This window comes from Gallibacterium genomosp. 2 (genome assembly GCF_000771895.1).
GTDB lineage: Bacteria > Pseudomonadota > Gammaproteobacteria > Enterobacterales > Pasteurellaceae > Gallibacterium.
This window is the reverse complement of record NZ_JPXY01000068.1, coordinates 1-4,797: the sequence shown is the minus strand read 5'-3', so window position 1 is coordinate 4,797 and position 4,797 is coordinate 1. Positions and strand designations below refer to the sequence as shown.

Genomic DNA, 4,797 nt, shown 5'->3' with positions numbered 1-4,797 from the left:
AATAACCTTGCTCAGTGACTCATTTTACTGCGGCAACTTTGTAATCTGGGCTAAATGTTCTTCTCATCTTAATATCCTCTTTTTGTGATAGTTTACCACCTATTGAGGACTGCAAAATTAGTGTACCACTACAAGATCGTACAAATTCTATTGAATTGATTTTTTATAAAAGTGTAGTCTTATTATTTTTTCGCTTTAGTTCCAAAGACTTTCCCAATATAATCCAAAACATTTTTCCAACCATCTTCTTCAGTCCCATAGCCCCAGAGCTTTTCTGAAATATCCTCCAACTTTCCTATTTCAGCCTTATATTTTTTGCTTACGATTTTTCTATCATCCATGCTGATATAATTTAATTTTTCGTCTTCAACTTTAAATCGAGGATTGCTCAAAAAATTAATGACATCATAGTGATCTTTTTCATCCAGTTCCTTTTCAAAATTAAGAAACTCCACCCCGGCATTTGCAAAATATTCCTTTAACCAAAAAACAGTATCGTCGAATTGATTTTTTAATTCTATCAAACCCAATTCTTTCAATGTTCCAGATATATAGGGCAATAGTGAATGACCTTCTGCAAAAATATAAGCCCAGCCGTCGCATTTCCAATTTCCTATCATATTTACAGCTATATGAAAGGTGAAAGCTTCATGACTAACTTCGTTCTTGATTTCTTCAAGTGAGCCAAGTCGCCAAATCTCATCAGAAATACTTGTAAATTTCAAGTCATTTTCCAAGCCATCATAATTTCCCAATAATGTTTTCAAATCCTTCATACTTCTAACCCCCGTTCAATAAGTTTACTCCGGTATTTCTGCCACCATGACATATTTGTAGTCACTTTCGAACTCATCCAAATCACTGCACAATTCAAACAGTGGAATGATGTTATTCTCATATTGACCGGTCAGCACCTTATAGGTTTGGTTGCATGGGAAAAGACTGAAATTTTCATCGGGAGAGATGAGTCCCAATGACCTCTCATCATCATCTTCCTGTCCAAGCTCAACCCACCGCCAGCCGTAGGCCAAACGGAAAGCATCTCCATAAAGATAACTTAGCTTAAGTGCAAAATCGAACAAACCAAAATACCGCAGCAATGGATATTTGCTTTTTCCGATGTAGGGAAGCATATACTCATTCAGCCTGGTTACGATGTTTTTGCCATCTGCATCCTCAGAGATTTTCAATCGCTTCTTCATCTTACGGATTTCATCCGCAAGCTCCTCCATATCTTCCGAGGACAGCTCGGCTATATGGGCCCAATAAGACTCTCTATTATCAACCCTTTCAGTTCCTTCTTCCTCAGCCTGTTCATTATCATCATACTGAAAAGATCCCACATCAGAATATCCTTGCTCTTCCTCTTCCAGGTCCATAAAGAGCGTATACACAGCACAGATTTGACCTTCCTTGTCATAGCCGAAGTAGCTGGCATAGTAGCCATCACCCCAGCCAGAAGCATATATAGGTAGGTTACATGGAGAATCAGGAATGTCCCATAATGCCCAATCGCCACCCTCACTCTGATACTTGGGGTATTTTTCGGCATTTTCCTCTAAAACATAGCAAAAAAGGTCGTCGTAGTAATTGTCAATATCCTCTTCATTTTCAAGGCGCTTTTTCCAATATCGGTCAAAATCCTCCTGAGCCTGAGCGTCGACAAGGCACGCCATACCTGCATCCACGCCGAAGCCAAAGATTCCTTCCTCACCCTCCTTGACATCAGCCAGATTTTCCTGTCCAGTCATAGCCATTTCATATCTCACCGGACGCTCCCCTGTAATTTCCAGCTTGGCGCAGGCGTATTTTTCAAAGCTCAACTCCACGCATAGCTTCAATGGATATTTTCCGGGCGGAATAGTTTGAATAAATGGTTGGCATTCTCCAAGTTCTATCAGCGGGTCACAGGCAATAACTTGTCCCGTAGGGAAGAGTACCTCACCTAAATCAAGTACATCTACCTCTGCTTCACCAATCTGTTTTTCTGTAAAATACTGTTCCAAATCCACTTTGCAGTCTAAAGCATGTTTAACTATCTGCCAGCGGTCAAGCCATTCTTTGTTGGGTGTTGTCATAGATTTTCCCCCTTCTTCTTATCAAATCCTTTCAGTGTGTCCCAATTTTTTCGTTTTAAAAAATTAAGGCATCACAAAGCATCATAAAACCAGACAGCCACAGCGATGATGATCACATGGACAAGCACAACCAGGATCATCGCTATCGCAATAAACTTGATGGCCTTGATCAGCCAACGCAGGTATTTATTCTCTATTCTCATCATCTTCTAAATCACATTCAGACTCTAGATCTTCCGTTTCAAGATCTCTGATCAGATCGTAAGTGTCCCTGAAGGAAAGACTCCAAACTTCTTTATCCTTTGTGATTTCATTGTAAATGTCTGCTAAGATTTGTGCCGGAGAATGAACACCTAAAGTATATTCTTCAGGTTCTATTCTCCCGATCTTTTCAGTTTTTTTCAGTAAGCCTCCCAAATCCTTATGATCGAACCAGCAATCTGTATCCAGCCAGTACTTTGTATTCCTCAGACTACATGCAATCTGACTGTTAAAGAAATCGTCCATATTCGGTTTTTCTTTTTGTAATAAACGGGTACAAGCCAGATGATATTCCAACTTTCTCGGACTCTCATCAATCGCCGAAACAAAAACAGCACCATATTCATCGTCAAACTTTATGGCAAGAACATCGCCTTTGTTAAAGTACGGGGTTCGTTTTATCTTTCTTTTCGGAACTTTAATCGGCTTGGGATTTTCACTCTGTATCTGAATAGCAAATTTATCCAAAACCTTTTGTCTTTGCTTTAATGCTGTTTTATCAATTTCAAGCCAGAACTCGTCAGCTCCTTTTGCAATCACATGTAAGGCTTTGTTTTTTATTTCATCCGGAAGATGTCCAATTTTCCATAAAGAATAGGCCAGGGAAGTCCAATAGATTTCTGCGTAAAAATCGTTGATACAATAATGTGTTTCCTCTTTAAGCATATCCGATATGATGTTATCTACATTGACTCCGTCCTTATAACTCTCCACAATGAAGTTGTAGATCCCATGCCCATCATCACTATCTATAATGTTTACACCATCGATTGCCATAAAATTGCTCCATTTCCATATCAAACATACAGCTCATCCCCATCTTTTGAGCCACATTCAGACTCAATATACTCTGTTCACATTTTGCAATATCATCTTATTTCACTAAATTCCAATTTTATTCTCAATTTTACTGATAAGCTTGTTCTTATATATTTCAGTATCTACTATTAACGCTCGACCTTCTTTCACTAAAGAAACAGAAGGCGTATCTACATTAAGAATTTCATGTAATATATTTAATGGATTATCGAACATTACTAAGTGATTCCCTATTGAGTAATTGTGTTCTTCTTGATATAAATGATAATCAATTAAGAAGTTCTCATCTTCAGGTAACGTGATTTTGTCTACATCATTCGGATATAAGAACCTTGCAAAATTAAACAAAGCTAAAGAATAGAAAGAAAATTCTTTTGTGAACTTATTTTCACCAAATAATCTTGATTTTTTTCTCCCTTTACATACATGACTTAATTCTTCTGAAAACCGACTAAAATTGCTATTAACCAAAGCATACAGTGCACTAACAATTGATTTATTTTCGAGACTATCTTTTTGAGATAGATATTTTTCAGTCTGTTTAACTATGCCTTCTTGCCATTCATACTCTTGATAATATAAATACATGATAAGGTTGGTGGTCACCTTTAAAAATGCCATTCCATTTTTGCTTAAACCACATTCTTTAGGATATATTTTTTCAATTAAATCAAATTGATTAGAACATAAAACAAAAGGTATTAGGTTCCAAGCAGAAATGCAGTGGTCATAACCACTTGCTAATATAAAGCTTTTTATTAAGCCGGTACGGACATAAGTATATAAAGCATTATCCAAATACTGATAATTATCCCTTCTTAAAGACTCTATAACACCTAAATAAACAATTCTATCTTGAGAATCTAAAAAGTTTATCCATATATCAATTCCCTCTTCTTTCGCTTTAGAAGAGCCTTTAATGAATTTAGTGTAAATATCTTCATTACATTTTATATAATCTGGAATATCATAGTAATAAAACCAATCCTTATAGTTATCCTCATAAAGCTTAATCAGCAGCTGCTTTCTTTTATTGTTCATTGCAACATCCGTCCTCATTCATTTCATTATTCGGAAATCTCCATCTGGCATAAAACCAGCTTGTTCATTTCATTGGAAAGAAAAACACGATTTTCAAAAACATCCATCACTCGAAATTTTGCATAACCTCTTGGAAGTTTTATGTCGATCAACGCACAATCAGAATGTAGTGATCCACTAAATCAGCAGTCCCTAATAGGTTTTTTCGCTAAAACTGGCGGTAATCCCTGATTATAGCTATGCGGTCTCACCCTGTTATAGTAAAACACATACTGTTTAATATCTTCCTTGGCTTCATCTAATGAAGAATAACCGCCCTTTAACATCCATTCATATTTAAAACTCCTAAACCAGCGTTCCATCGGTGCATTATCCCAACAATTTCCTCGGCGACTCATACTTTGTATCAAACCATGCTGTTTCACACATCGTATAAATGACGCACTCCCATAAATACTGCCTTGGTCTGAGTGAAACAACATCTTCCTCGTTCTTTCCGTTGTCAGCATGGCATGATTTAATGCCTCCACCACTAACGTTGAATCGTGCTGTTTCTGCAATCGCCAACCAACCACTTGGCGCTGCGCCAGGTTCATCA

5 protein-coding genes are annotated in these 4,797 nt (G+C 37.3%); all 5 read right to left on the bottom strand.

Annotation, left to right across the window (positions count from 1 at the left end; all coding sequences use genetic code 11):
- Positions 1-182 precede the first annotated feature (182 nt).
- Positions 183-776: a hypothetical protein gene (locus tag P375_RS11545; RefSeq protein WP_039137181.1), complete on the bottom strand. Its 594-nt coding sequence runs from the start codon at positions 774-776 to the stop codon at positions 183-185.
- Between the two features lie 24 nt (positions 777-800).
- Complete coding sequence (locus tag P375_RS12320) at positions 801-2,078, bottom strand: DUF4241 domain-containing protein (protein ID WP_084598521.1); 1,278 nt, start codon at positions 2,076-2,078, stop codon at positions 801-803.
- Positions 2,079-2,264: 186 nt separating this feature from the next.
- Entirely contained in the window at positions 2,265-3,116 is an 852-nt protein-coding gene (locus P375_RS11535) for a hypothetical protein (RefSeq protein ID WP_052121844.1), read from the bottom strand.
- A gap of 105 nt (positions 3,117-3,221) precedes the next feature.
- The gene (locus P375_RS11530) at positions 3,222-4,199 is read right to left on the bottom strand and encodes a hypothetical protein (protein WP_156962345.1); all 978 of its coding nucleotides are present in this window, start codon (positions 4,197-4,199) and stop codon (positions 3,222-3,224) included.
- Between the two features lie 182 nt (positions 4,200-4,381).
- Complete coding sequence (locus P375_RS11525) at positions 4,382-4,795, bottom strand: integrase core domain-containing protein (RefSeq protein ID WP_039137177.1); 414 nt, start codon at positions 4,793-4,795, stop codon at positions 4,382-4,384.
- Between the last annotated feature and the right edge of the window lie 2 nt (positions 4,796-4,797).